25 protein-coding genes and 1 tRNA gene are annotated in these 25499 nt (G+C 62.1%); 23 read left to right on the forward strand and 3 right to left on the reverse strand.

Features of this window, described 5'->3' with window-relative positions:
* Positions 1-18 precede the first annotated feature (18 nt).
* The 5 genes from ASF04_RS15930 to axe2C are packed head-to-tail and all read left to right on the forward strand — an operon-like array spanning position 19 to position 6913.
* Positions 19-2382, forward strand: coding sequence for a glycoside hydrolase family 3 C-terminal domain-containing protein (locus ASF04_RS15930; protein WP_229205071.1), 2364 nt, complete (start codon positions 19-21; stop codon positions 2380-2382).
* Between the two features lie 28 nt (positions 2383-2410).
* Positions 2411-3760, forward strand: a complete 1350-nt coding sequence (locus ASF04_RS15935) for a cellulase family glycosylhydrolase (protein WP_082488810.1) — start codon at positions 2411-2413, stop codon at positions 3758-3760.
* 10 nt (positions 3761-3770) lie between these two features.
* Positions 3771-4991 (forward strand): glycoside hydrolase family 27 protein, encoded by a 1221-nt coding sequence (locus ASF04_RS15940; protein ID WP_056143642.1) that lies wholly within the window; start codon positions 3771-3773, stop codon positions 4989-4991.
* A 37-nt stretch (positions 4992-5028) separates the two neighbouring features.
* Positions 5029-5787 carry a GDSL-type esterase/lipase family protein gene (locus ASF04_RS15945; protein WP_056143644.1) on the forward strand — a complete coding sequence of 253 codons (759 nt, stop codon included), beginning with the start codon at positions 5029-5031 and terminating at the stop codon, positions 5785-5787.
* Between the two features lies 1 nt (position 5788).
* A complete protein-coding gene (gene axe2C, locus ASF04_RS15950; RefSeq protein ID WP_056143648.1) occupies positions 5789-6913 on the forward strand; it encodes a bifunctional acetylxylan esterase/glucomannan deacetylase AxeC2 in 1125 nt (374 codons plus the stop codon).
* Between the two features lie 95 nt (positions 6914-7008).
* Here the strand turns inward: axe2C and ASF04_RS15955 are convergent, their stop codons facing one another.
* Together ASF04_RS15955 and ASF04_RS15960 are read right to left on the reverse strand one after the other, a co-directional pair.
* Complete coding sequence (locus ASF04_RS15955; protein ID WP_056143651.1) at positions 7009-7686, reverse strand: LrgB family protein; 678 nt, start codon at positions 7684-7686, stop codon at positions 7009-7011.
* The gene (locus ASF04_RS15960) at positions 7683-8114 is read right to left on the reverse strand and encodes a CidA/LrgA family protein (protein ID WP_229205072.1); all 432 of its coding nucleotides are present in this window, start codon (positions 8112-8114) and stop codon (positions 7683-7685) included. Before ASF04_RS15960 ends, ASF04_RS15955 begins: the two co-directional genes overlap by 4 nt.
* 77 nt (positions 8115-8191) lie before the next feature.
* Between ASF04_RS15960 and ASF04_RS15965 the strand changes: the two genes are divergently transcribed.
* From ASF04_RS15965 to ASF04_RS15975, 3 genes are all read left to right on the forward strand, one after another.
* Complete coding sequence (locus ASF04_RS15965) at positions 8192-9076, forward strand: LysR substrate-binding domain-containing protein (RefSeq protein ID WP_056143657.1); 885 nt, start codon at positions 8192-8194, stop codon at positions 9074-9076.
* 99 nt (positions 9077-9175) lie between these two features.
* Positions 9176-9949 carry a GIN domain-containing protein gene (locus tag ASF04_RS15970; RefSeq protein WP_056143660.1) on the forward strand — a complete coding sequence of 258 codons (774 nt, stop codon included), beginning with the start codon at positions 9176-9178 and terminating at the stop codon, positions 9947-9949.
* 31 nt (positions 9950-9980) lie between these two features.
* On the forward strand, positions 9981-10595 hold the full coding sequence (locus ASF04_RS15975) for a tetratricopeptide repeat protein (RefSeq protein ID WP_019920339.1): 615 nt from the start codon (positions 9981-9983) through the stop codon (positions 10593-10595).
* A gap of 2 nt (positions 10596-10597) precedes the next feature.
* Here the strand turns inward: ASF04_RS15975 and ASF04_RS15980 are convergent, their stop codons facing one another.
* Positions 10598-12928, reverse strand: a complete 2331-nt coding sequence (locus tag ASF04_RS15980) for a TonB-dependent receptor (RefSeq protein WP_056143662.1) — start codon at positions 12926-12928, stop codon at positions 10598-10600.
* A gap of 236 nt (positions 12929-13164) precedes the next feature.
* On the opposite strand from ASF04_RS15980, the gene ASF04_RS15985 reads away from it, so the two are divergent.
* The 15 genes from ASF04_RS15985 to nuoK all read left to right on the forward strand — a co-directional run bounded on the left by ASF04_RS15985 (position 13165) and on the right by nuoK (position 25453).
* Positions 13165-14145: an NAD(P)H-quinone oxidoreductase gene (locus tag ASF04_RS15985; protein WP_056143666.1), complete on the forward strand. Its 981-nt coding sequence runs from the start codon at positions 13165-13167 to the stop codon at positions 14143-14145.
* Between the two features lie 102 nt (positions 14146-14247).
* The gene (tpiA, locus tag ASF04_RS15990) at positions 14248-14997 is read left to right on the forward strand and encodes a triose-phosphate isomerase (protein ID WP_082488811.1); all 750 of its coding nucleotides are present in this window, start codon (positions 14248-14250) and stop codon (positions 14995-14997) included.
* A 129-nt stretch (positions 14998-15126) separates the two neighbouring features.
* Positions 15127-15555, forward strand: coding sequence for a preprotein translocase subunit SecG (gene secG, locus ASF04_RS15995; RefSeq protein WP_056143672.1), 429 nt, complete (start codon positions 15127-15129; stop codon positions 15553-15555).
* Positions 15556-15764: 209 nt separating this feature from the next.
* Positions 15765-15849: transfer RNA gene (locus ASF04_RS16000), tRNA-Leu, on the forward strand.
* A 164-nt stretch (positions 15850-16013) separates the two neighbouring features.
* Positions 16014-16373, forward strand: coding sequence for an NADH-quinone oxidoreductase subunit A (locus tag ASF04_RS16005; protein ID WP_026637003.1), 360 nt, complete (start codon positions 16014-16016; stop codon positions 16371-16373).
* A gap of 3 nt (positions 16374-16376) precedes the next feature.
* Entirely contained in the window at positions 16377-16853 is a 477-nt protein-coding gene (locus ASF04_RS16010; protein ID WP_019920332.1) for an NADH-quinone oxidoreductase subunit B family protein, read from the forward strand.
* Positions 16850-17443, forward strand: a complete 594-nt coding sequence (locus ASF04_RS16015; protein WP_056143675.1) for an NADH-quinone oxidoreductase subunit C — start codon at positions 16850-16852, stop codon at positions 17441-17443. Before ASF04_RS16010 ends, ASF04_RS16015 begins: the two co-directional genes overlap by 4 nt.
* Positions 17443-18696 carry an NADH-quinone oxidoreductase subunit D gene (locus ASF04_RS16020; RefSeq protein WP_056143678.1) on the forward strand — a complete coding sequence of 418 codons (1254 nt, stop codon included), beginning with the start codon at positions 17443-17445 and terminating at the stop codon, positions 18694-18696. Before ASF04_RS16015 ends, ASF04_RS16020 begins: the two co-directional genes overlap by 1 nt.
* Positions 18697-18708: 12 nt before the next feature.
* Positions 18709-19197: an NADH-quinone oxidoreductase subunit NuoE gene (gene nuoE / locus ASF04_RS16025; RefSeq protein WP_019920329.1), complete on the forward strand. Its 489-nt coding sequence runs from the start codon at positions 18709-18711 to the stop codon at positions 19195-19197.
* Positions 19194-20489 (forward strand): NADH-quinone oxidoreductase subunit NuoF, encoded by a 1296-nt coding sequence (nuoF, locus tag ASF04_RS16030; protein WP_019920328.1) that lies wholly within the window; start codon positions 19194-19196, stop codon positions 20487-20489. Before nuoE ends, nuoF begins: the two co-directional genes overlap by 4 nt.
* Positions 20490-20507: 18 nt before the next feature.
* Complete coding sequence (gene nuoG / locus ASF04_RS16035; RefSeq protein WP_056143681.1) at positions 20508-22829, forward strand: NADH-quinone oxidoreductase subunit NuoG; 2322 nt, start codon at positions 20508-20510, stop codon at positions 22827-22829.
* Positions 22829-23914, forward strand: a complete 1086-nt coding sequence (gene nuoH, locus ASF04_RS16040; RefSeq protein WP_019920326.1) for an NADH-quinone oxidoreductase subunit NuoH — start codon at positions 22829-22831, stop codon at positions 23912-23914. The genes nuoG and nuoH overlap by 1 nt, the downstream gene beginning before the upstream one ends.
* Positions 23915-23927: 13 nt before the next feature.
* Entirely contained in the window at positions 23928-24416 is a 489-nt protein-coding gene (gene nuoI / locus ASF04_RS16045; protein ID WP_019920325.1) for an NADH-quinone oxidoreductase subunit NuoI, read from the forward strand.
* Positions 24417-24497: 81 nt separating this feature from the next.
* On the forward strand, positions 24498-25148 hold the full coding sequence (locus ASF04_RS16050; protein ID WP_056143684.1) for an NADH-quinone oxidoreductase subunit J: 651 nt from the start codon (positions 24498-24500) through the stop codon (positions 25146-25148).
* Positions 25145-25453 carry an NADH-quinone oxidoreductase subunit NuoK gene (nuoK, locus tag ASF04_RS16055; RefSeq protein ID WP_019920323.1) on the forward strand — a complete coding sequence of 103 codons (309 nt, stop codon included), beginning with the start codon at positions 25145-25147 and terminating at the stop codon, positions 25451-25453. The genes ASF04_RS16050 and nuoK overlap by 4 nt, the downstream gene beginning before the upstream one ends.
* Positions 25454-25499 lie beyond the last annotated feature (46 nt).

The raw sequence follows: 25499 nt of genomic DNA on the forward strand, positions 1-25499 counted from the left end.
CATACGGGAGACACGTTCATGGAACAAGTTGCATCCGCCCGGTCCGCTGCCGGACCGTACCACCTTCACGCCCGTCCCATTGCCATCGCCTTGGCGCTGGCGTTCGGGATAGCTGCTGCGGCCCCGGCCAGCGCCGCCGGCCAGGCGTTAGCCGGGCAAGCCGGGCAAGCTGCACTAGCCGAACAGGCAGAACAAGCGAAACAGGCCGAACGAGCCAAACAAGCCGCACCTGCTGCCAGGCCGTGGCTCGATGCGGCGCTGCCGGCCGACCGTCGCGCCGCACTGGCGCTGGCCGCCATGACGCAGGAAGAAAAGCTGTCGTGGGTACTGGGCCACTTCGGCTCCGACTTTGCCAACAAGACCAAGCGCCATCCGGCCGCGCTGCCTTATTCGGCCGGCTACATCGCCGGCGTACCGCGCCTGGGATTGCCCGCGCTGTTCGAAACCGACGCCGGCCTCGGGGTGGCCACGCAAGCCGGACCCACCCCGCGCGGGCGCACCTCGCTGCCATCGGGCCTGGCCACTACCGCTACCTGGAACCCGGCCCTTGCCTACGAGGGCGGCGCCATGATCGGCAGCGAGGCGCGCGCGTCGGGCTTCAACGTGATGCTGGCCGGCGGCGTCAACCTGCAGCGCGAACCGCGCAATGGCCGCAACTTCGAATACGCCGGCGAAGACCCGCTGCTGGCAGGCAGCATGGTCGCGGCGCAGATCAAGGGCATCCAGTCGAACCACCTGATCGCAACCATGAAGCACTTTGCCGTCAATGCCCAGGAAACCGGCCGCTTCGTGCTCGATGCCCGCATCGACGATACCAGCAACCGCATGTCCGACCTGCTGGCGTTCCAGTTTGTGCTCGAACAGGCCAACCCCGGCTCGGTCATGTGCTCGTACAACCGCTTGAACGGCGTGTACGCGTGCGAGAACGACTACCTGCTCAACGGTGTGCTGAAAAAAGACTGGGGCTTCAAGGGGTACGTGATGTCGGACTGGGGCGCGGTGCACAGCACGGTGGAAGCGGCCAAGGCCGGCCTCGATCAGCAGTCGGGCTGGGAGTTCGACAAGTCGCAGTACTTCGGCGGCGCGCTCGAGGAGGCGGTGGCCAACGGCCATGTGCCGCAAGCGCGCCTGGACGACATGGTTTATCGCATCCTGTGGGCCATGTTCGACAAGGGCGTGGTCGAGCACCCGGTGGCCGAAGGCGGCGCGATCGACTTCGCAGCCAACCGCCTGGTCAGCCAGGCCGATGCCGAAGAAGGCATGGTCCTGCTCAAGAACGCCAACAGCACGCTGCCGCTCAAACCCGGCGCGCGCAAGATCGTGGTCATCGGCGCCCATGCGGACGTGGGCGTGCTGGCCGGCGGCGGCTCGTCGCTGGTGTACCCGGTGGAGGGCAACCCGGTGCCCGGCATCGAGCCCCTGACCTGGCCCGGCCCGGTGGTGTACCACCCGTCGTCGCCGCTGAAGGCGATCCAGGCGCGCGCGCCCGGTGCGCAGGTGATCTACCACGACGGCCTCGATCCGGTCGCCGCCGCCAAAGCTGCCGAAGGCGCCGACGCGGTGATCGTGTTTGCCCAGCAGTGGGTGGGCGAGGCGCTCGATGCGGTTTCGCTGGCGCTGCCCGATAACCAGGATGCGCTGGTGGCGGCGGTGGCAAAAGCCAATCCGAAAACCGTGGTGGTGCTTGAAACCTCGGGCCCGGTGCTGATGCCGTGGCTGGACCAGAGCGCGGCCGTGCTGCAGGCGTGGTACGCCGGCTCGGGCGGTGGCGAGGCGATTGCCCGCATCCTGTTCGGCGAAGTCAATCCGTCGGGCCACTTGCCGACGACGTTCCCGGCGTCTGCCAGCCAGTTGCCGCGTCCCGTGCTCGATGGCGATCCGAAGAACGAAAAAGTACGCTTCGCGGTCGATTACCATGAAGGCGCGGCGGTCGGCTACAAGTGGTTCGACCTGAAAGGCCACAAGCCGCTGTTCCCGTTCGGCCATGGTCTGTCGTACACCACGTTCGCGTATTCCGACCTGAAGTCGGGCCAGCAGGACGGCAAGCTGCAACTGCGCTTCAAGGTAACCAATACCGGCGCAGTGGCGGGCAAGGATGTGCCGCAAGTATACGTGGCGCCGCTGGGCGTGAAGTGGGAAGCACCCAAGCGCCTGGCCGCTTTCGAGAAAGTGGACCTGGCGCCGGGCGCGAGCCGGGAAGTCACCGTGACCGTCGATCCGCGCCTGCTGGCGCTGTACGACAGCCGCTCGAAGACCTGGCGCATCGCCGCCGGCAGCTACAAGGTGCTGCTGGCGCACGATGCCGCCGATGCCGGCGCCCGAACCATTACCGTCAAACTGCCGAAGCAAGTCCTGAACGTCAACGGCAAACCCCTGAAGTAGCAGCAATCATAACCATAAAGGACGAGACATGAAACAGCTGTTCAAATTCTGCGCCGCCGCCATGATGGTGGGCGCGGTCGGCATCGTGGCCGCTGCCGATGGCGCGCCGGTGACCAACGCCGCCAAGTCGGAGTTCGTCACGGCCAAGAAAACGCATTTCAGCCGCAAGGGCCAGGCGTATTACATCGTGGGCGCCAACTTCTGGTACGGCGGCTACCTCGGTGCGCCGAGCGGCGTGGGCGAGCGTGCCCGCCTGCTCAAGGAGCTCGATACCATGAAGGCGACCGGCATCAACAACCTGCGCGTGCTGGCCGTCTCCGAGAAGACCGACATGAAAAGCGCGGTCAGCCCCGCCACCACGGCCAAGCCGGGCGAGTACGACGAGAACCTGCTGGTGGGCCTGGACTTCCTGATGGCCGAAGCGGCCAAGCGCGACATGACCGTGGTGCTTTACCTGAACAACTTCTGGCAGTGGTCGGGCGGCATGACCCAGTACCTGAACTGGTTCGAAGGCACGCCGGCGCTCGACCCGAACGTGACCAAGGACTATGACGATTACATGAAGAAGAATGCACGCTTCTATGTGAACGCTGCCGCGCAAAAAGAGTACCGCCAGGTGATCGCGAAAATCGTCAGGCGCGTCAACACCATCACCGGCAAGCCGTACTCGGAAGATCCGCACCTGATGTCGTGGCAGCTGGCCAACGAGCCGCGCCCCGGCAACGGCAAGGCGACGAAAGAAGAGAAGGCTGCTTACGTCAAGTGGATCGACGAGACGGCCGGCTACATCCACAGCCTCGATCGCAACCACATGGTGAGCACCGGCAGCGAAGGCCTGGCCGGCTCCGCCCACGATGCGCAGCTGTTTCTCGACGCCCACCGCAGCAAGCATGTCGATTACCTGACCTACCATTTGTGGCCGAAAAACTGGGAATGGTTCGACTCGCGCAATCCCGAAGGCACCTGGGACAATGCGATTACCAAGAGCCGCGACTACCTGAACTCGCACATCGAGCTGGCCAAAAAACTCGGCAAGCCGATCGTGCTCGAAGAATTCGGCCTCGATCGCGACGGCCCGTCGTTCAGCATCAAGGCCACGACCAAGATCCGCGACCGCTTCTACAAGGAGGTGTTTGACGTGGTCTATACCCGCGCCGCCAAGGGCGACCCGATCGCCGGCTTCAATTTCTGGGCCTGGGGCGGCGCCGGCCGCGCGGCCAATGCCGATTACTGGTGGAAGCCGGGCAACGACTTCATGGGCGACCCGCCGCAGGAAGAGCAGGGCCTGTACTCGGTGTTCGACACCGATACCAGCTCGCTCAAGCTGATCAAGGAGTATGGCGACAAGCTCAAGTCGCTCAAAGCACCTGCTCGGTAAGGAGTCGCGCATGAAAAAATCGATGCCCGTGTGGCTTGCTGCCTGTGCAGTGGCCGGGTTGTTCAGTACCTCCGCCAGCGCCCAGAAGTTCGACGGCCTGGCGGCCACGCCGCAAATGGGCTGGAACAGCTGGAATACCTTTGCCTGCGATATCAACGAGCAGCTGATCCGCGATACCGCCGACGCGATGGTGAAAAACGGCTTGAAGGACGCCGGCTACACCTACGTCAACATCGACGACTGCTGGCATGGCAAGCGTGACGACAAGGGCGTGATCCACCCCGACCCCGCGCGTTTCCCGTCCGGCATGAAGGCGCTGGCCGACTATGTGCATGGCCGTGGCCTGAAGCTCGGCATCTACTCCGACGCCGGCGCCACCACCTGCGGCGGCAAGCCGGGCAGCCGTGGCCACGAGTACCAGGACGCGATTACTTATGCGGAATGGGGCATCGACTACATCAAGTACGACTGGTGCGACACCAAGGGCCTCAACTCCGCCGGCGCCTACACGACCATGCGCGACGCGATCCGCAGCGCCGGCCGGCCCATGTTGTTCAGCATCTGCGAATGGGGCGACACCAGGCCATGGGAGTGGGCGAAAGACGTGGGCCACTCGTGGCGCACCACGGGCGACATCTACCCGTGCTGGAACTGCGAATTCAGCCAGGGTTCGTTCTCGGCCTGGGGCGTGCTGCGCATCCTCGACAAGCAGGCCGGCTTGCGCCAGCACGCCGGTCCCGGTCACTGGAACGACATGGACATGCTGGTCGTGGGCAAGGGCCTGAGCGAGGATGAGGACAAGTCGCATTTTTCGGCGTGGGCCATGCTGGCGTCGCCGCTCATCCTCGGCAACGACGTGCGGTCGATGCCGGCCGCCACCCACCGCATTCTCACCAATGCCGGGGCGATCGCCATCAACCAGGACAAGCTCGGTGTATCGGCGTGGCGCTTCCTGCAGGCCGGCGATATCGAGTACTGGGCCAAGCCGCTGGCCGGAGACGAGTGGGCGCTGATGGTGATGAATCGCGGCGCGCAGGCCGTGCCGGTGAGCTTCGACTGGGGCGCGTACTACATCAACGATGACCTCAGCAAGCGCACGGCGGACTTCAAGAAGAAGCCTTATGCGTGGACCGACGTCTGGACCGGCAAGACCGGCGACACCACGCGCAAGCTCGAAGCCAAGGTGCCGTCGCACGGCACGCTACTGCTGCGCCTGAAGTTGAAGACTTAAGCTACACTGAAATCCCGTTCAATCCGAGGTCAAAAATATGAAGAATAGCCTTATTGTTTCGCTCATCACCAGTGCCGTGCTGGCGCTGTCCGGCGCTGCCGCGCAGGCCGCCGACGCCAAGCCGGCCGTCATCGACGGCAAGGCGTGCAGCATCACCCCCGCGCCGCGCAACGTCGAATACCCGTGGATGTCGATCGCCCGCTGGCAGGCCATGTTCCAGGAAGATATCGAGGTCGCGGAGACCGGCAAGGTGGACCTGCTGTTCGTGGGCGACTCCATCACCGAGGGCTGGAACAAGCAGATATGGGATAAATCGTTTGGCAAGTGGAAGACGGCCAACTTCGGCATCGGCGGCGACCACACTGGCAATGTGCTCTGGCGGCTCGACAACGGCCAGGCTGGCAAACTGTCGCCCAAGCTGGTGGTGCTCACCATCGGCGTCAATAACTTCTTCCACTGCCAGGCCAATCCGGAACAGGTGTTCGACGGCGTCAAGGCGGTGGTGACCAAGCTGCGCACGCTGTATCCGAACGCGCGCATCCTGCTCAACGCCGTGCTGCCGTACGAGCAATCGGCGGCCAGTCCCAAGCGCGCGCAGATCATCGAACTCAATCGCCTGATCGCCACGCTCGATGACGGCAAATCCATCGTCTTCAAGGACTACGGCAAGAAGTTCCTGCAAGCGAACGGCGACATGTCGCCGACCATCATGGCCGATTACCTGCACCCCACGCCCAAGGGCTACCAGGTGTGGTCCGACGCCATGCTGCCCGATATTAAAAAGCTGATGAAATAACATGGCATCGATCCCCCGCCTGGCTGCGCTGGCAGTCCCCGCTACGGCATTCGCGTTGGCGTTCGCCTGTGCCGCTGTGGTCACCGCTGCGGTACTAACAGCGGCGCCAGCCAGCGCCGCCACGACAGCCACGGCAGGCACCAGCATCACGGCCGCCGATCCGCACGTGGCCCGCACCGGCCGCAGCCAGGTCCAACCCGACGGCGCCGTGTACTTCGCCTACCCCGGCGTGGGCTTTGCCGTGGCCTTCGACGGCACGCGCGTGGCGATGGCGGTCGATGCCAGCAGTGACAACAGCTACGTTGACGTGATGGTCGATGGCGGCGCTGCGCGCAAGGTGCACCTGGCCAAAGGCACGCAAATGCTGGTGCTGGCCGAAGGACTGGCCGCCGGTCCGCACCGGGTGGAGGTCGTCAACCGTTCCGAGGCCTGGCTGGGCAAGGCCACGGTGCAGCGCTTCGACACCGATGGCGCCTGGCTGCCGGCGCCCGCGCTGCCGCAGCGCAAACTGCTGGTGATGGGCGATTCGGTCACGTGCGGCGAAGCGATCGACCGCGTGCCGGGCGCGAAGAAGGAAGCGTCGTGGTGGGATGCGCGCGCCACGTACGGCATGCTGCTGGCGCGCGACCTGCAAGCGCAGGTGCAACTGGTGTGCGCCGGGGGCAGGGGACTGGTGCGCACGTGGGACAACCATACCGACCAGCTCAATCTGCCCGACTACTACCAGCTGGCCATCGCCGACCAGCAGCAGCCGGTCAAGTGGGACCAGCGCCAGTACCATCCGGATTTGATCATCAGCGCCATCGGCACCAACGATTTCAACGTCGGCATTCCCGATCGCGAACTGTATGTCGGCACCTACGTGCGGCTGTTGCGCACGCTGCTGGCCGACCATCCGCAAGCGAAGATCGTGCTGACCGAAGGGGCGATGCTGAAGAACGAACGCAAGGCGGCGCTGGTGGAATACCTCGCCGAGACGGTGCGCCGCGTGGGCGATCCGCGCGTGCAGGCGGTGCCTTCGACGACCTACCCCGGCGACCCGCAGGACGCCCACCCCACGCGCGAACAGCACGCCGCCATGGCGCGCGACCTGGCGCCGCAGATGCGCAAGGTGATGGGCTGGTAATACGCCAACCGGCAATGCATAAGCTGGTGATGCTCAAGCAGCGCTGCATGGGCTGCTCAAGCGGTGGGGCCCGCCGCGACGGCGGCTAACGCGGCTCAGGCCAGCAAACGCCCCAGCAACGGCGCCAGCAGCACCATCAAGATCCCGCTGAAAATCATCGTCAGGCTGGCCACGGCGCCTTCCTGCGGGCCGATCTTGCGCGCCACGCTCATGCCGAAGCCGTGGGCTGCCGCACCGAAAGGCGCGCTGCGGGCCACCCGCATCCGCAGCGGCAGCAGGCCAAGCAGCACCTGTCCCAGCAAGATCCCGAACAGGCCGGTGATCATCACGAACACGCCGGTCAACTGCGATTCGCCGCCGAGGTGGCGCGTGGCTTCCAGCGCGAACGGCGTGGACACCGACCGCGCCAGCAGGCTGTGGGCGGCATTGGCGTCGAGGCCGAGCAGACGGCTCAGCAGCAGCGTGCTGCCCAGCGAGACCACGATGCCGGCACAACTGCCCAGGCCCAGCGCCAGCCAGTGCCGCCTGATCAGATCGCGCTGCTGGTAGATCGGCAGCGCAAAGGCGACGGTGGCAGGGCCCAGCAGCCAGGGCAGCCAACGGGTATCGCCAAAATATTGCGAGAACGGGGTCGAGGTCAGTTCGATCAGGGCAATCAGGATCGCCGACGTAGTGATCGCGGGGGTGAGCCAGAAGTACTGGTAGCGGCGGTGCAGCGCCTGGTTGGCGTAGAACAGCACCACGGTGAGCACCAGGTAAAGAAACGGTTTCATGCCGGCTGCTCCTGGCGGATTTGACGAACACCGCGCAGCTTGCGCAACCGCACCCGCCGCTCGAACTTGCACACCCATTCCACCGTGAACGCGGTGGCCAGCAGCACCGAAATGAAACCGATGCCGATCGCCGCGAACAGCCGCACCCCTTCGCGCTCGAGCAAGGCGGTGAACTGCACCACCGAGACGATCAGCGGGATGAAGAACAACAGCATGTTCGACAGCAGCCACTCGGCGCCATGGTCCACCACCGACGGCCGCACCACGCCGGCCAGCAGCAGCGCCACCATGACCAGCAGCCCCACCACGCCGCCGGAAAACGGCAGGTGCAGCCAGGCAGCGATGCGGTCGCAGGCGTACCAGATGGCGATCAGGAGCGCGATCTGCAATACGGTATGCACGAATCGGGAGACGGAAGATGTTTTCATGCAGCCATTCTAGGCGTGGTCAATCAAAAGATAAAATGAATTAAAATTATGAAAATCATTCTGTATTGGAATAGATAATGGATTTACGTTCCTTGCGGTATTTCGTCGCGGTCGTGGACCACCAGGGTTTCAGCCGCGCTGCCGAGCAGTTGCACGTGACCCAGCCCACGGTCAGCAAGATGATCGCCCAGCTGGAGCAGTCGCTGGACCTGGTGCTGCTCGAGCGCACCGGCAAGCGCTTCACCCTGACCGACGCGGGCCAGGTGGTGCTGGCACGGGGCAGGGCGCTGCTGGCCATGCACGCGGAGCTGAACGTGGAGCTGGCCGATTTGCAGCAACTGCGGCGCGGCGAGTTGCGCCTGGGCGTAACGCAACAAGCGCACCAGCCGCTGGCGCCGCTGCTGGCGGCGTACCACCGCCAGTATCCGGACGTGGAACTCAAACTGTTCGAGGACGGCACCCAGGCGATCGAAGCCAACCTGCGCAACGGCACGCTGGAAATGGGCTCGCTGCTCGACTACGCCGGCAACGCCCACATCTGGACCGAATTCGATTCGCTGCCGCTGGTCACATCGCCGTTGTGCGTGCTGGCGCCGCTGGCGTCGGCCTGGCGCGGCCGATCGTCCATCGCGCTGCGCGAACTGGCCGCCAGCCCGTTCATCTTTTACGGCGCGTCGTTCGCGCTCAACGACATCGTTACCGACGCCTGCGCTGCCGCCGGCTTCCAGCCCAGAATCAGCGGGCGCAGCGGCCAATGGGACTTCGTCGCCTCGCTGGTGCGGCTGGGTGTGGGCGTCGCCATCCTGCCCAAGCTGTTCTGCGACACTCTACCGCAGGGCCAGTTCTCGATCGCCACGCTGACCGAACCTGCGCTCGACTGGAAACTGCGGCTGGCCTGGCGTCGCAACAGCCACCTGTCGTTTGCCGCCCGCGCCTGGCTCAACCTCGCCCGCACCACGTGATTTTGTTGTTCATGCCTTGATTTGTGCAGTTCGTCGCAATTTCGCGGGTGGGCGTGCGCGCGGCGTTATGATTGTGGAATCATCAGCCAGGGATAGATCATGAAGAGGATTTTTCAGTTCGGTTTGCTATTTGCTGCGGCGTGCGCGCTGTTCGGGCGCGCCTCGGCTGCCGACGACAACAGCGAAACCCGCACCGTCAGCATCGATGCGCGCGTGGTGCGGGTCAAGATCGATGGCATGGTCGATGTCCGGCTGCGGCAGGGCGACACGCCGTCGCTCAAGATCACCGGCGACAAGCGCTACATGGACCGGCTGACCTACGCACAGAGCGGCGACACGCTGCACCTGGAAACCGATGGCGGGCGCGGCATCAAGATCAATACCAGCAACGGCGCCCGCGCCGAGATGGTGCTGCCCAACCTGCGGCAGGTGGTGGTGGAGGGGCTGGGCGCCACCGATATCAGCGGCTTCTCCGGCCAGGACCTGGAACTGGTGCTCGATGGCGCCGGCAGCATGAAGGCCACGGTCGATTACAAGACCGTGCGCGCCAAGCTCGGCGGCGTGGGCAAGATGAATTTGTGGATCAGCGAAAACGAACGCATCGACCTCGACCTGGGCGGCGCCGGCAACATCGCCCTCGGCGGACGCGGCAAGCTGCTCAAGGCCGACCTTGGCGGCCTCGGCGGCTTGAATGCGCAGAAGTTCACGGCCGACAGCGTCCAGCTCAATCTGAGCGGCCTCGGCAACGCTACCGTCACCGCCACCACTAACGCCAAGCTCGACCTGAGCGGTCTCGGTTCCGTCACCGTGTACGGCAAGCCGCTCAACCGAGAAGTGTCGGTTGACGGCCTCGGCAAGGTCAACTGGAAGTGAGCCCGCATCAACGCACCATAGCTAAAACGATATGAAAAAATTCATACTGGCGATCTGTCTCGCCCTGGGCCTGCACCAAGCCGCGCTGGCCGGCTTCCTGGAAGGCGCCACCGCCTACAACAACAAGAACTACGGCACCGCGCTGAAGGAAATCACGCCGCTGGCAAAGGCCGGCAATGCCGATGCCCAGCACCTGCTGGGCCTGATGTATTACATGGGGCGCGGTGTGCCGCAGGACTATCCGCAGGCGTTCCAGTGGCACCGCAAGGCCGCGCTGCAAGGCAAGGCCGACGCCCAGTACGTGGTCGGCGCCATGTACTACACCGGCAACGCGGTGATCCAGGACCACAAGCAGGCAGTGAGCTGGTTCCGCAAGGCGGCCCAGCAAGGCCACGGCGAAGCGCTGCAAACCATGGGCCTGATGTACCGCTATCACATTGGCGGCGTGCCGCAGGATAACGTGATCGCCTACATGCTGTGGAACCTGGCTGCCGCCCGCAGCGCCCCCAACGCGGCGGAACAGCGCGCAGCCGTGGTCAAGCACATGACGCCGGAGCAGATCGAAGAGGGGCAGGCGCTGTCGGCGCGCTGGAAGCCGAATTCACCGCTGCCCACCAAATCAAGGACCGGGGGCGATGGAAACTGAAGTCACAGCTTCATCGTTAATCCCACCTGGAACCCCCGTCCTGGCAGCGGCGCAATGTATTTCAACGGCGAGTTGTGCGGCCGCGCATCTTCATCGAGCAGGTTGGAGCCGCTGATGAATACTTCCAGCCCGGTCACGCGCGCGTACGGCAACGCGATTGCGCGGCTGACCTGGAAGTTCACCATGTTGTAGGCGTCGAGCGGCACTTCGTTGCTCACGCTTTTGCCCAGGTATTTCTGCTTGTCGTAATACGTGCTCGACAGGCGGGCCTTCCAGCCCTGGTTTTCCCACAGCACATTGGCGCCGTAGCGGTTGGTTGGCATATTGGGCAGGTATTCGCCATCGTTCTGGGCGCGCAGCCGGTCCGGGTGGTCGGCCTTGTTCTTGACCAGGTCGGCAAACGCCGAGACATTCAGCTTGCCGTAGCCGCCCAGGCTGAGCTCCTGCGATGCATCGAGTTCGAAGCCTTTGACGGTCGTATCGGTCTGCTTCCAGTACTTGAGCGGCAGGCGGTTGCCGGTTTGCAGGCCGGAATGGCCGAGGTACAGGTAATTGTCGTACTTCATCTGGTAGAAGGTACCGCTCAATTTGAAGCCGCCGACGCCGAACAGCGCGGTCAGCTCGGTGTTGCGGGAGCGCTCAGCCTTGAGGTCCTGGTTGCCTTCTTCCTGCGTCATGATCGAGTAGTGGCGGTTGCTCGCGTACAGCTCGTTGATGTCGGGCGCGCGCTCCGACGAGCCGTAACGCATCTTGGCGCCCCACAATTTACCGAGCTCGAACGCGGCGCCGACGTTGTAGCTGTTCAGGCTGAACTCGCGGTCGGCCAATTTGGTATTGGCGGCGTTGCGCGACGTCTTGAACGCGCTGTTCTCGATCTCGTGTTCCACTTTCTCGTGGCGGAAACCGGCGTCGAACGATGCCCAGTCGAAGTCGAGATTTTGCTTGATGAACAGCGCGCGGCTGGCAGTGCCCACGTTGGGCAGGTACAGCTGCGGACCGCTGCCGGTCACATCGCGCGACCGGTACGACAGGCCCACCAGGCCATGCAAGGCTCCGGTGCGGCGCTGCGTCAGCAGCAGCTCGGCCTGGGTGGTATCGAACGCGTACTCGTTGGCGTTGGCCGGGCCAATGTATTCGCCCGACGTGTTGTTCAGGCGCGAGACGCGCAGCTCGGCGCTTTCCACGTACGGCACCGGCTCGCGCAGCTTGCTTTCCAGCGCATACTTGTCCTGGCGGATTTTCACGCCGACCGGCAGCCCCTCATCGTAGTTGGCGCCGAACGACTTGTTCTCCATCGAAAAGCCCGGCACGCCGTACTTGCTTTCCTTCGAGTCCAGGCTTACGCCCAGGTAGCCGTGGTCGAAGAAATAGGTGGTGCCCACGCCGAAGTGCGAGTTGTTCGAATAGCTGTTGCCGAGCGTGCCGTGGTAGTCGGGCGTGACATCCTTGTTGATCTTGTTGGCGACCGTGCGCGGCGTACCGGGCACATACGCCGGGTTGGCGGGGTTGACGTACGTTTTGCGCTGCCACACCGAGGTCGGGTTGTTGGTGTAGAAGGAAAAATCGCCATCGGCCCAGTCGGGATTTTCCGTGATGAATTGCTCGATGAACGGCTGCGACGCCTTGTTGTACACCTGCTGGATGCGGGCTTCTTTCTGGCAGCTGTCGGCAAGAAACGTATTGACGCCGCCATTGGCCGGGAACAGCCCGGTATTGCACACGACCGCCTTGCTGTTGCCGGGAATGTCGTAGTGGCCGATGCTCTGGAACGACAGCTGGAGATTGGTCGAGAAATTCTTGCCGTTGTTGACATTCAGGCGCAGGCCCTGGGCGTCGGCATCGTTGTGGCCCTTGCGCAGCACCAGTTCCAGTTCGTGGTCCTGCTCCTCCATCGTGCGCGACAGCAGGCCGGAATCGACATTGACGCTGCCGCCGATCGCGTTGCCGCCGTAGCGCACGCTGTCCGACGATTTGCTGACGGTGGCGCTGCGCGCAAACAGCGGGTCGAACGGAATGTTGATGTCGCCGCTGATGGCGTTCATGCCCAGGATCGACTGGCCATCTTCGAGGATTTGCACGCGGCTGCCGGACAGGCTGCGGATCACCGGCGCGCCGGCATTGGGGCCGAAGGCGCTGCTCTGCACGCCCGAGACGTGGTCGAGCATGTCGCCGAGGGTGCGGTTCTGGGCGCGGTCGTTCTGCACCGTGACGCTGGTGTCGCTGCCGGCCGGCTTGTCGGCGCGGACTTCAACGGTCTGGAGGGTGGCGTCGTCGGCCGCGTAGGCACTTGAAAATGTGGACAGAATGGCGGCTGCAAGTACGTGATGGCGCATGATTCCTGGCAATGGTATTGGAGGGTTGGTGCGGGCGCGGTCCGGCGAAATGGGGCAGGGCAGCAGCACAAGATGTGTTAATGCAAAACTGTTGCAATAATAACGGTCAAGCATCATTGTTGCAAGTCAATTGCATTTATGGCGGTGCCGAGGGTCCGTCGTGCAGCGGTGCGCCTGCCTGCGTGGCGCTGTCGCCTCGCGTACAATCTTTTCTTTAAAATTTGCAGAGGTCCACCATGCGCGCGATTGAAATCACCCAACCCGGTTCGCCCGAAGTGCTGAAGCTGTGCGAGCGTCCCATGCCGGTCGTGAAAACCGGCGAAGTGCTGATCAAGGTGCACGTGGCCGGCATCAACCGGCCCGACGTGTTCCAGCGCAAGGGCGCTTACGCGCCGCCGCCGGGCGCGTCGGATTTGCCAGGCCTGGAAGTGGCCGGCGAGATCGTCGACGGCGACCTCGACTACTCTACCTTCGACATCGGCGACCACGTGTGCGCGCTGGTGCAGGGCGGTGGTTACGCCGAATACTGCGTGGCGCCCATCGAGCAGGTGCTGCCCGTGCCCAAGGGCTGGAGCATGCTGGAAGCGGCCACGATTCCCGAAAACTATTTCACCGTGTGGAGCAATGTGTTCGACCGCGCCCGCTTGCTTGGGGGCGAAACCCTGCTGGTGCAGGGCGGCACGTCGGGCATCGGCGTGGCGGCAATCCAGCTGGCCAGCGCCATGGGCCACCGCGTGTTTGCCACCGCCGGCAGCGCCGACAAGATCGCTGCATGCCAGGAACTGGGCGCCGAGCGCGGCATCAACTACAAGACCGAGGATTTCGTTGACGTCGTCAAATCGCTGACCAACGACCGTGGCGTCGATGTGATTCTCGACATGGTAGGCGGCGACTACGTGCCGCGCGAAGTGGCGTGCCTGGCCGATGATGGCCGCATCGCACTGATCGCCACGCTGGGCGGCGCCAAGACCACGCTGGACCTGGGGCAGATGCTGTACCGCCGCCTGACCATCACCGGCTCCACGCTGCGACCGCGTTCGGTGGAGTTCAAGGGCGCGATAGCCAAAAACCTGCTCAAGCGCGTGTGGCCGCTAATGGCCGAGCGCAAGATCAAGCCGGTGATCCACACGGTGTTTCCGCTCGAGCAGGCGGCCAAGGCGCATGAACTGATGGAAAGCAGCACCCACGTCGGCAAGATCATGCTGCAAGTGATTTAAGCACGCAGCTCTTGCAACCGAAACAACAAATTCACCGATGCAAGTTTGACCCACCGTCGGCGGGCGCGGTAAAATCATAGGTTATTGAAAATTTAGGCTACTATGCGACGCAAACTCGTTATCGGCAATTGGAAAATGAACGGCAACCGCGCTGCCAACGCGGCCTTGTTGTCCGGCATCGTCTCCGGCCTCAAGGATGTCAACGACCGCGCCGATTGCGCGGTCTGCGTGCCTGCTCCCTACCTCGCCCAGTGCGAACAGGAATTGAACGCTACCCCGGTCGCCTGGGGCGGCCAGGACCTGTCGATCCACGCCAGCGGCGCCTATACTGGTGAAGTGGCAGCATCGATGCTGACCGATTTCGGCGCCAAATACGTGCTGGTCGGCCACTCGGAGCGTCGCGCGTATCACGGCGAGACCAATGAACTGGTTGCGCAAAAAGCCGTGGTGGCGCTGGCTGCCGGCCTCACCCCCGTGATCTGCGTGGGCGAGACCCTGGAAGACCGCGAAGCCGGCAATACCGAAACCGTGATCTGCGCCCAGTTGCAGGCTGCGCTCGACGTCATCCCGGTCGATCAGCTCGATCAAGTCGTACTGGCCTACGAGCCGGTGTGGGCAATCGGCACCGGCAAGACCGCCACCCCGCAGATGGCCCAGGAAGCGCATTTCTTCCTGCGCGGCTGCGTTGCCAAGAAAAGCGAGCAGGTCGCTACCAAGATCCAGATCCTGTACGGCGGCAGCATGAAGCCGGACAACGCAGTCGAACTACTGGCCCAGGCCGACATCGACGGCGGCCTGATCGGCGGCGCAGCACTGAAGGCAGCAGATTTCCTCGCCATCATCCACGCCTGAGCAAGACATTAAGGGTTTTCCCTTAACGAGAAGTACTGTTGTAAAAATGCAGTTAATCCAGCCTGTTGCGCGCTATTGGCAGGTTGGAAACAAAACGATACAAAACTATTTAATTTTGAATGGAATATCATGAGCAGCATGTTCAACCTGGTAGTCATCATCCAAGTCGTCTCGGCCCTGGCCATTATCGGCCTCGTCTTGCTGCAGCACGGTAAGGGCGCCGATATGGGCGCAGCCTTCGGCTCCGGCGCTTCCGGCAGCCTGTTCGGCGCCACCGGCTCGTCGAACTTCATGTCCAAGTCCACCGGCGTGGCAGCGGCGATCTTCTTCAGCGCCACCCTGGCCCTGGCGTACATCTCCACCCAGCACAACAACGGCGCCGTCAGCGGCGGCGTGATGGACAAGGCCCTGCCAACTGCACCGGCAACGGCGCCAACCACCGGTTCGGCCGGCATTCCGAACGCGCCGACGCCAGCGCCTGCGGCACCTGCCGGGCAGCCAACTGCTCCGGCTGCACAAACTCCTGCACCGGCTCCTGCAAATTCCATCCCAAAGTAATATAATAGCGGTCTTGGAATACAACGTTGGGCAACAAAGGCAGTACGTTGCTCAATGTTTTAGCAGTGACAGGCAGTGAAATGGCGCATTGGTGGGCAAAAGTTAAACCAGTGTACCGAGAAGTAAATATTTATCGTTTTTCTTCTTGTTTTTTCGCAATACGGCATTAACAAGCCGGCAGAAACGCAGTAGAATAGCGGCCTTAGAATGCCGACGTGGTGAAATTGGTAGACACGCTATCTTGAGGGGGTAGTGGCGCAAGCTGTACGAGTTCGAGTCTCGTCGTCGGCACCAAAAATTTAGAGGCCAGCAAGGGAGTAGTGCCTGAGCTGGCTTTTTTACGAGGATGTGTCGTTCGATCCTGGTCTAAGTTGTACGATTGGGGCGAACGTAAAGAGCACCGCAAAACATCGCAGTGTGGTCCTTCAAACCAAGCGTTCAATAAAAGCTCATCAATCGTGAACCTCGAAAATTATCTCCCCGTTCTGTTGTTCATCCTCGTCGGTCTCGGCGTAGGTATCCTTCCCCAGGTACTGGGCCACGTGCTCGGACCAAACAAGCCTGACTTCGCCAAACTGTCCCCCTATGAATGCGGCTTCGAAGCTTTCGAAGATGCGCGCATGAAATTCGACGTGCGTTACTACCTCGTCGCTATCCTCTTTATTTTGTTCGATCTGGAAACGGCATTCTTCTTCCCCTGGGGCGTCTCCGTGCGCGAACTGGGCTGGAACGGATTCCTGGTGATGATGAGCTTCATCGCTGAATTCGTGGTCGGTTTTTGGTATATCTGGAAGAAAGGTGCCCTTGATTGGGAATAAGCCATGGCTATTGAAGGCGTATTAAACGAAGGTTTCATCACTACCTCGGCTGACAAGCTGATCAACTGGGCGCGTACGGGTTCGATGTTCCCGATGACGTTCGGTCTGGCCTGCTGTGCGGTTGAAATGATGCACGTGGGCGCGGCCCGTTACGACATGGACCGCTTCGGCGTGGTGTTCCGTCCTTCGCCGCGTCAGTCCGACGTGATGATCGTGGCCGGCACGCTGTGCAACAAGATGGCCCCTGCGCTGCGCAAGGTCTACGACCAGATGCCGGAACCGCGCTGGGTCATTTCGATGGGCACCTGTGCCAACGGCGGCGGCTACTACCACTACTCGTACTCGGTTGTACGCGGCTGCGATCGCATCGTGCCGGTTGACGTGTACGTGCCAGGCTGTCCGCCCACCGCTGAGGCGCTGCTGTACGGCATCATGCAGCTGCAGAACAAGATCAAGCGTACCAACACCATCGCACGATGACTACCAAATTAGAACAACTCCAAACCGCCCTCGGCACTGCCCTGGGCGAACGCGTTAGTACGGTCGTGGCGCTCGGCGAGATCACCATCACCGTCAAGCAAGCCGACTACTATGGCGTGATGCAGACCCTGCGCGACGATGCGTCGCTCGGTTTCGAGCAGGCCATCGACCTGTGCGGCGTCGACTACCTCACCTATGGCGAAGGCGCCTGGGACGGCCAGCGTTTCGCGGTCGTGATCCACCTGCTGTCGCTCAAGTACAACTGGCGCGTGCGCGTGCGCTGCTTCGCCAGCGACGACGAAATGCCGGTGTTCCCGTCACTGACGCCGCTGTGGCGCTGCCTGAACTGGTTCGAGCGCGAAGCGTTCGACATGTTCGGCATCCTGTTCGAGAACCACAACGACTTGCGCCGCATCCTGACCGATTACGGCTTTATCGGCCACCCGTTCCGCAAGGACTTCCCGGTGTCGGGCTATGTCGAAATGCGTTACGACCCCGAGCAGAAGCGCGTGATCTACCAGCCGGTCACCATCGAGCCGCGTGAAAACGTGCCGCGCGTGATCCGCGAAGAAAACTACGGGATTAAATAATGGCTGAGATTAAGAATTACACCCTGAACTTCGGTCCGCAACACCCGGCCGCGCACGGCGTGCTGCGCCTGGTGCTCGAGCTCGACGGTGAGGTGATCCAGCGCGCCGACCCGCACATCGGCCTGCTGCACCGCGGTACCGAAAAGCTGGCGGAGCAAAAGACCTACCTGCAGTCGGTGCCGTACATGGACCGCCTCGATTACGTCTCGATGATGTGCAACGAGCACGCCTACGTGATGGCCATCGAAAAGCTGCTGGGCCTGGAAGTGCCGCTGCGCGCGCAATACATCCGCGTGATGTTCGACGAAATCACCCGTATTTTGAACCACCTGATGTGGCTGGGCGCGCACGCGCTTGACGTTGGTGCGATGGGTCCGTTCCTGTACTGCTTCCGAGACCGCGAAGACCTGTTCGACGTGTACGAAGCCGTATCGGGCGCGCGCATGCACGCGGCCTACTACCGCCCGGGCGGCGTGTACCGCGACCTGCCGGACGCGATGCCGCAGCACAAGCCATCGATCATCCGTTCGGCCAAGGCGATTGCCGACCTGAACGAACACCGCCAGGGTTCGGTGCTCGACTTTATCGAAGCGTTTACGAATCGTTTCCCCGGCTACGTGGACGAGTACGAAACGCTGCTGACCGATAACCGAATCTGGAAACAGCGGACCGTTGGCATCGGCGTGGTGTCGCCGGAAGACGCGCTGGCCATGGGCTTTACCGGCGCCATGCTGCGCGGTTCGGGCATCCAGTGGGACTTGCGCAAGCACCAGCCGTACGAAGTGTACGACCTGATGGACTTCGACGTGGCCATCGGCACCAACGGCGACTGCTACGACCGCTACCTGGTGCGCGTGGAAGAGCTGCGCCAGTCGAACAAGATCATCAAGCAGTGCGTGGAGTGGCTGCGCAACAATCCAGGTCCGGTCATCACCAGCAACCACAAGGTTGCCCCGCCTAGCCGCGTGGACATGAAGACCAACATGGAATCGCTGATCCACCACTTCAAGCTGTTTACCGAAGGCTTCCACGTGCCACCAGGCGAAGCGTATGCCGCCGTGGAACACCCGAAAGGCGAGTTTGGCGTGTACCTGCTGTCGGACGGCGCCAACAAGCCATACCGCATGAAGTTGCGCACGCCCGACTATGTGCACCTGCAAGCGCTGGACGAAATGTCGCGCGGCCACATGATTGCCGACGCCGTGACCATCATCGGTACGCAGGACATCGTGTTCGGCAGTATTGACCGCTAAGAGGCAAAAAGTATGTTGTTATCAGAGCAGTGCTATCAAAAAATCGACCGCGAGCTGGCCAAGTACCCGGACGACCAGCGTCAGTCCGCCGTGATGGCGGCGCTGGCGCACGCCCAGGTGGAACTGGGCTGGATCTCGCCGGAAACCATGCAGGAACTGGCCGACTACATCCGCATGCCGGCAATCGCCGTGCAGGAAGTGGCCACTTTCTACAATATGTACAACTTGAAGCCCATCGGCAAGCACAAGATCACCGTGTGCACCAACCTGCCATGCGCCTTGTCGGGGGGCGAGCGCGCCGCGCAGCACCTCAAGCAAAAGCTGGGCATCGACTACCGTGGCACCACGGACGACGGCGAATTCACGCTGATGGAAGGGGAGTGCATGGGCGCCTGCGGCGACGCACCGGTGCTGCTGGTGAACAATCACCGCATGTGCAGCTTCATGTCCAACGATAAAATCGACACCCTGGTCGGTGAACTGAGCGGGAGCGCCAAATGACGTCACTCCACAATCGTCACATCGACCCTGTCATTCTCGCCGGCCTCGACGGCGAAAACTGGCACCTCGAAGATTACGTCAAGCGCGGCGGCTACAGCGCCTTGCGCCGCATCATCGAAGAAAAGATCACCCCGGAACAGATCATCGCCGACCTGAAAGCGTCGTCGCTGCGCGGCCGTGGCGGTGCGGGCTTCCCGACCGGCCTGAAGTGGAGCTTCATGCCCCGTCAGTTCCCGGGCCAGAAGTACCTGGTATGTAACACAGATGAGGGCGAGCCTGGGACGTTCAAGGACCGCGACATCATTCGTTACAACCCGCATGCGCTGATCGAAGGCATGGCCATCGGCGCCTACGCGATGGGCATCACCGTCGGCTACAACTACATCCACGGCGAAATCTTTGCCGAGTACCAGTTGTTTGAAGAAGCGCTGGAAGAGGCGCGCGCTGCCGGCTTCCTGGGCAACAACATCATGGGCAGCGAGTTCAGCTTCCAGTTGCACGCGCACCACGGCTACGGCGCCTACATCTGCGGCGAAGAAACCGCGCTGCTGGAGTCGCTCGAAGGCAAGAAGGGCCAGCCGCGCTTCAAGCCGCCGTTCCCGGCGTCGTTCGGCCTGTACGGCAAGCCAACCACGATCAACAACACCGAGACCTTTGCTGCCGTCCCGTTCATCCTGAACATGGGCCCGGAAAAGTACCTGGCCATCGGTCGTCCGAACAACGGCGGTTCCAAGATCTTCTCGATCTCGGGCGACGTCGAGCGTCCGGGCAACTACGAAGTCCCCCTGGGCACGCCCTTTGCCAAGCTGCTGGAACTCGCTGGCGGCATGCGCGGCGGCAAAAAGATCAAGGCTGTGATTCCTGGCGGTTCCTCGTCGCCGGTGATTCGTGGCGAGATCATGATGCAAACCGACCTCGACTATGATTCGATCGCCAAGGCGGGCTCGATGCTCGGTTCGGGCGCGGTCATCGTCATGGACGAAACCCGTTGCATGGTCAAGGCCATGGAACGCCTGGCGTACTTCTACTTCGAAGAGTCGTGCGGCCAGTGCACCCCTTGCCGCGAAGGCACGGGCTGGATGTACCGCATGATCCATCGCATCGAAAACGGCCAGGGCCGTGCTTCCGATCTGGACGTGCTGAACTCCATTTGCGACAACATCCAGGGCCGCACGATTTGCGCGCTGGGCGACGCTGCGGCGATGCCGATGCGTGCGTTCATCAAGCAGTTCCGCGAAGAATTTGAACACCATATCGAGCACAAGAATTGCTGTGTGCCCGCATATATCTAAAAGCTGGTAACAATCACCATGGTTGAAATCGAAATAGACGGCAAAAAAGTCGAAGTCCCTGCTGGTAGCATGGTGATGGACGCCGCCAACAAGCTGGGGACGTACATCCCGCACTTCTGCTATCACAAGAAATTGTCGATCGCCGCCAACTGCCGCATGTGCCTGGTCGAAGTGGAAAAAGCACCGAAGCCGCTGCCTGCCTGCGCCACGCCGGTATCGGCCGGCATGATCGTGCGTTCCGCGTCCGACAAGGCCGTGCAGGCGCAAAAGTCGGTGATGGAATTCCTCCTGATTAACCACCCGCTGGACTGCCCGATCTGCGATCAGGGCGGCGAGTGCCAGTTGCAAGACTTGGCAGTTGGTTATGGCAAGAGCGAATCGCGCTACGAAGAAGACAAGCGCGTGGTCGTGCCGAAAGACGCCGGCCCGCTGGTCTCGATGCAAGAGATGGCGCGCTGCATCCAGTGCACCCGTTGCGTACGTTTTGGCCAGGAAGTGGCCGGCGTGATGGAACTGGGCATGATCGGCCGTGGCGAACACTCGGAAATCACCTCGTTCGTCGGCCAGACCGTCAACTCGGAAATGTCCGGCAACATGATCGACCTGTGCCCGGTCGGCGCACTGACGTCGAAGCCATTCCGCTACAGCGCCCGTTCGTGGGAACTGTCGCGCCGCAAATCGGTCTCGCCGCATGACGGCCTGGGCGCCAACCTGATCGTGCAAGTCAAGGGCGGCAAGGTCAAGCGCGTACTGCCGCTGGAAAACGACGCCGTCAACGAGTGCTGGATTTCCGACAAGGACCGCTTCTCGTACGAAGGCCTGGAAGCCGCCGACCGTCTCACCCAGCCTATGCTCAAGCAAGGCGGCGAGTGGAAAGAAGTCGATTGGCAGACCGCGCTCGAATACGTGGCGCACGGCCTGAAAAACATCCGCCACGAGCATGGCGACAACGCGCTGGCCACCCTGGCCACGCCGCACTCCACGCTCGAAGAATTGCACCTGCTGCAAAAGCTCACCCGCGCCATGGGTTCGACCAGCGTTGACACCCGTCTGCGCCAGTCCGACTTCTCGCTGCAAGGTGTGACGCCGTGGCTGGGCATGTCCATCAACGACTTCGGTCAACTGGACCGCGCGTTCGTGATCGGCTCGTTCCTGCGCAAGGACCATCCGCTGCTGGCCACCCGCCTGCGCGCGGCAGTGAAGGGCGGCGCCAAGCTGTCCGTGCTGCACGCCACCGACGACGACCTGCTGATGAACGTGTCGAGCAAAGTCATCGCCGCTCCTAGCGAATGGTTATCAAGCCTGTCGCAAATCGTTTCCGCAGTTGCTGCCGCCAAGTCGGTTGCCGCCCCTACCGGTTTCGACGGCATCGAAGCATCGGACGCTGCCAAGGCAGTGGCTGCTTCGCTGGTGTCGGGCGAGCGCAAAGGTATCTTCCTCGGTAACGCTGCCGTGCAACACCCGCAAGCTGGCGCGCTGCACGCGGCGGCCCAGTGGCTGGCCGAGCAAACTGGCGCAACGCTCGGTTACCTGACCGAAGCGGCCAACACCGTCGGCGCTTACATCGTCAATGCCAACGGCGCCACCGCGCCGGCATTCTCGGAAGCCAAGCAAGCCTACGTGTTGCTGAACGTCGAGCCTGAGCTGGACGCATACAATCCGCAAGCCGCGATTGCCGCGCTGAACAAGGCCGAAATGGTCGTGGTCATGTCCGCCTTCAAGCACGGCATGGACTACGCCGACGTGCTGCTGCCGGTCTCGCCATTCTCCGAAACCTCGGGCACGTTCGTCAACTGCGAAGGCCGTGCACAAAGTTTCAACGGCACCGTCAAGCCGCTGCTGGAAACCCGCCCTGCATGGAAAGTGCTGCGCGTTTTGGGCAACATCCTCGGCCTGTCCGGTTTCGACTACGACACCTCGGAAGCGATCCGCGACGAAGTGCTAGGCGCTGGCAACTTCGACGTTGCTGCCAAGCTCAACAACAAGGCTGCGCAAGCTGCCGTGGCTTCGACCTCGGTGTCGACCGGCGTGGAACGTATCGCCGACGTACCGATCTACTTTGCCGACGCCGTGGTGCGCCGTGCCGAGTCGCTGCAAAAGATGGCCGACGCGGCTGCGCCGAAAGCGCACCTGTCGAGCGCACTGGCGCAGCAGCTGGGCGTGGTGGCCGGCGACACCGTCAAGGTTACGCAAGGTAACGGCAGCGCAGTCCTGGTTGCCACCGTTGACGCCAAGCTGCCAGCGAACGCCGTGCGCGTTGCTGCGGCCCACCGTTCGACCGCTGCGCTGGGCAGCATGTTCGGTGCCATCACCGTTGAAAAAGCAGGAGAGGTGAAATAATGGCGTTGCCTGAATTCGTCACGACGTTGCACGACCTGGGCGCCAACAGCCCGCTGGCCCCGGTCTGGCCTATCGTCTGGAACCTGATCAAGATCGTGGTGGTGCTGCTGCCACTGATGGGCCTGGTTGCTTACCTGACCCTGTGGGAGCGCAAGCTGATCGGCTTCATCCAGATCCGTATCGGCCCGAACCGCGTCGGTCCGGGCGGCTTGCTGCAGCCGATCGCCGATGCACTGAAACTGCTCTTCAAAGAGATCATCACCCCGGCCAAGGCCAACCCTGGCCTGTTCGTGATCGGTCCGGTCATGACCATCATGCCGGCGCTGGCCGCTTGGGCGGTGGTGCCTTTCGGTCCCGAAGCCGTGCTGGCCAATGTGAATGCCGGCCTGCTGCTGCTGATGGCGATCACGTCGATGGAAGTCTACGGCATCATCATCGCCGGCTGGGCGTCGAACTCGAAGTACTCGTTCATGGGTGCGATGCGCGCTTCGGCACAAATGATTTCGTACGAAATCCCGATGGGTTTCGTGCTGGTTGTGGTGCTGATGATTACCGGTTCGCTGAACTTCGGCGATATCGTCGCCAGCCAGCAAGCGGGCACGATGGCATCGCATGGCGTCAACTTCCTGTCGTGGAACTGGCTGCCGTTGCTGCCGCTGTTCGTGGTCTATCTGACCTCGGGCCTGGCCGAATGTAACCGTCACCCGTTCGACGTGGTCGAGGGCGAGTCGGAAATCGTTGCCGGTCACATGGTGGAATACTCGGGTATGGCGTACGCCATGTTCATGCTGGCCGAATACGCCAACATGATCCTGATCGCGGCCCTGGCCTCGATCATGTTCCTCGGCGGCTGGTCGGCACCGTTTGCGTTCCTGGAATTCTGGGGCGGTTTCGGCGGCTTCTTCTGGTTGTTCGCCAAAACGTTCTTCCTGGTGTCCGTCTTCATCTGGGTGCGCGGTACTTTCCCACGCTACCGTTACGACCAGATCATGCGTCTGGGCTGGAAAGTGTTCATTCCGCTGACCCTGGTGTACCTGGTGTTCGTGGCTGGTTGGATGCATTCCCCATGGAATATCTGGAACTAAGGAAGAGACACAAATGGAACGCTTAAAAGACTTCATCGGCAGCTTCATGCTGACCGAACTGATCAAAGGGATGGCGCTGACGGGCAAGTATATGTTCTCGCGCAAGATCACCGTGCAGTACCCGGAAGAGAAGACGCCGATGTCGCCGCGCTTCCGTGGCCTGCACGCACTGCGCCGCTACCCGAACGGGGAAGAGCGCTGCATCGCCTGCAAACTGTGCGAAGCAGTGTGCCCGGCGATGGCGATCACGATTGAATCGGAGCAGCGCGACGACGGTTCGCGCCGCACCACGCGTTACGACATCGACCTGACCAAGTGCATCTTCTGCGGTTTCTGCGAAGAGTCGTGCCCGGTCGATTCGATCGTCGAAACGCACGTGCTGGAATACCACGGCGAAAAACGCGGCGACCTGTACTACACCAAGGAAATGCTGCTGGCCGTGGGCGATCGTTACGAAAACCAGATCGCCGAAGCACGCGCCGCGGACGCTCCTTACCGCTGACGACAGGCGGGGCAGGGCGCAAGCCTGCAGCCCCGCCGCAGTGGTGGTTCAAACAAAAACTGTACGTCTCTTGGGTTAGTTATGGAATTTAAAACTGCTTTGTTCTACGCCTTTGCAGCCATCATGATATTGGCTGCCACGCGCGTTATCACGGCCCGCAATCCGGTCCACGCGGCCCTGTTCCTGGTGCTGGCATTCTTCTCGGCCGCCGGCATCTGGATGCTGCTCGAAGCCGAGTTCCTGGCCATCGTGCTGGTGCTCGTGTACGTGGGCGCGGTCATGGTGCTGTTCCTGTTCGTGGTGATGATGCTCGACATCGACACCGGCAGGCTGCGCGAAAACTTCTGGAGCTACCTGCCGGTAGCGAGCTTCGTCGGCGTGATCATCGTGCTCGAAATGGCTGCCGTGCTGTGGAAGTCGTTCCTGTCGTTCGATACCCAGGCCGTTGCTGCCGGTAACATCGGCGGCACCAAGGAACTGGGCATCCTGATCTTCACCAAATATGTTTATGGCTTCGAGATCGCTGCGGCGATCCTGCTGGTGGCGATCGTTGCCGCCGTGGCCCTGACCCTGCGCAAGCGCAAGGACACCAAACATTTCGACCCGGCCGATGCTGTCCGCGTCAAGCGTAACGACCGCCTGAAGATCGTCAAGATCGCCCCGGTCAGCGCGCGCGCAGCAGGCGCGGCTGACTTGGCTTCGGGTTCGGCAGAGAATAAGGAGACCCCATGACTTTATCGCTTGCTCACTACCTGGTTCTTGGCGCGATACTGTTCGCGATCTCGATCGTTGGTATTTTCCTGAACCGCAAGAACATCATCGTTCTGCTGATGGCCATCGAACTGATGCTGCTGGCAGTGAACATGAATTTCATCGCGTTCTCCCACTACCTGGGCGACGCAGCCGGCCAGATCTTTGTTTTCTTCATCCTGACCGTGGCCGCTGCTGAATCAGCGATCGGCCTCGCGATCCTGGTGGTGCTGTTCCGTAATCTGGACACCATCAATGTGGAAGACCTCGATAGGCTCAAGGGTTAATCCCGCGGCTTGGTTCTCATTTCGAAAAATAACGATTAAGGTTCAT

The organism is Duganella sp. Leaf61, assembly GCF_001421905.1.
In the GTDB taxonomy this organism is placed as follows: Bacteria; Pseudomonadota; Gammaproteobacteria; order Burkholderiales; family Burkholderiaceae_D; genus Rugamonas; species Rugamonas zoogloeoides.